Here is a 1,323-nt window from a genome sequence, read left to right as displayed (position 1 = left end):
TCTGTGGGACGTGGCGACCCAGGACAAGCTCGACAAGGACCGTTTCCGCCGCGACATGGGCGGGCTGGTCGAAGCCTATCAAGAAGTCGCCCGCCGCCTCGGCATCATGAACGAAAACGAGCCGCCGCGTCCCGCCGGACCAGTGCTCGTCGCCTCTACCGATGGCGTCAAAGGCAAGCCGCACTGAGATTCTTTGCCGCTCAACACTTCGAACAGGAGCATGTCCAGCGTGATCAAGGCCCGCATTACCGTAACCCTCAAGAATGGCGTGCTCGACCCGCAAGGCAAGGCGATCGAGCATGCGCTGTCCGGGATGGGCTTTGACGGCATCGGCCAGGTGCGGCAGGGCAAGGTTTTCGACGTCGAGCTCTCCGAGAGCGACAAGGCCAAGGCCGAGGCTGATCTCAAGGCGATGTGCGACAAGCTTCTGGCGAATACGGTGATCGAGAATTACGCAGTGGAGATCGCCTGAGGTGAAATCAGCCGTCGTTCTTCTGCCTGGCCTCAACCGCGACCGCGACATGATCGCGGCGCTGACCAAGATTTCGGGAACGCCGCCGGTCACAGTGTGGCAGACCGACACCGAGATCCCCGATGTCGACCTGATCACCATCCCGGGTGGCTTCTCCTTCGGCGACTATCTGCGCTGCGGCGCCATTGCCGCGCGTATGCCGGTGATGCGGGCGGTCGCCGAAAAGGCAGCCAAAGGCGTGATGGTCATCGGGGTCTGCAACGGCTTCCAGATCCTGGTCGAGGCCGGCCTGCTGCCAGGCGCCTTGATGCGCAATACCTCGCTGAAATTCGTCTGCCGGCAAGTCAAGCTGCAGATCGCCAACGCCAACACGATGTTCACCCGTCGCTATCGGCCGGGCCAGATCATCCGCTCGCCGGTGGCGCATCACGACGGCAATTATTTTGCCGACGCCGAGACGCTTCGCAGGCTCGAAGGCGAAGGCCAGGTCGTGTTCCGCTATGCCGAAGGCACCAATCCCAACGGCTCGATCAACGACATTGCCGGCATCATCAACGTCCAGGGCAATGTGCTCGGCCTGATGCCGCACCCCGAGAACCTGATCGAAGCAGCGCATGGCGGCAGCGACGGCCGGGCGCTGTTCGAAAGTGCCCTCGGCGTCGCCGCTTGATATCTTCATCCTTTTTCCGAATTCGAAATAGGCGCCGCATGAGCCCGAGACAGACGATCGCCCGCCTCGCTCTCGTCGCCACCGCCGGCCTTGTGCTCGCCTCCTGCCAATCGAAGCCGAAGAGCGCACCGGCACCTTCGGGCAAGAGTGCGGCGCTGCTTGCCATGGAACAGGTGGCGAT

3 protein-coding genes are annotated in these 1,323 nt (G+C 62.7%); all 3 read left to right on the top strand.

Annotated features, from left to right (window positions below):
* Positions 1–187: phosphoribosylaminoimidazolesuccinocarboxamide synthase (locus tag EOA86_RS34915; RefSeq protein WP_348633384.1), on the top strand; the 187-nt coding region annotated here is incomplete at its 5' end.
* A gap of 42 nt (positions 188–229) precedes the next feature.
* Positions 230–472: a phosphoribosylformylglycinamidine synthase subunit PurS gene (purS, locus tag EOA86_RS34910; RefSeq protein ID WP_065008292.1), complete on the top strand. Its 243-nt coding sequence runs from the start codon at positions 230–232 to the stop codon at positions 470–472.
* Position 473: 1 nt separating this feature from the next.
* Entirely contained in the window at positions 474–1,142 is a 669-nt protein-coding gene (purQ, locus tag EOA86_RS34905) for a phosphoribosylformylglycinamidine synthase subunit PurQ (RefSeq protein WP_127210828.1), read from the top strand.
* Positions 1,143–1,323 lie beyond the last annotated feature (181 nt).

The sequence above is a fragment of the Mesorhizobium sp. M5C.F.Ca.IN.020.32.2.1 genome (assembly GCF_004023105.1).
GTDB lineage: Bacteria > Pseudomonadota > Alphaproteobacteria > Rhizobiales > Rhizobiaceae > Mesorhizobium > Mesorhizobium wenxiniae.
This window is presented reverse-complemented; position numbering and strand designations above follow the sequence as displayed.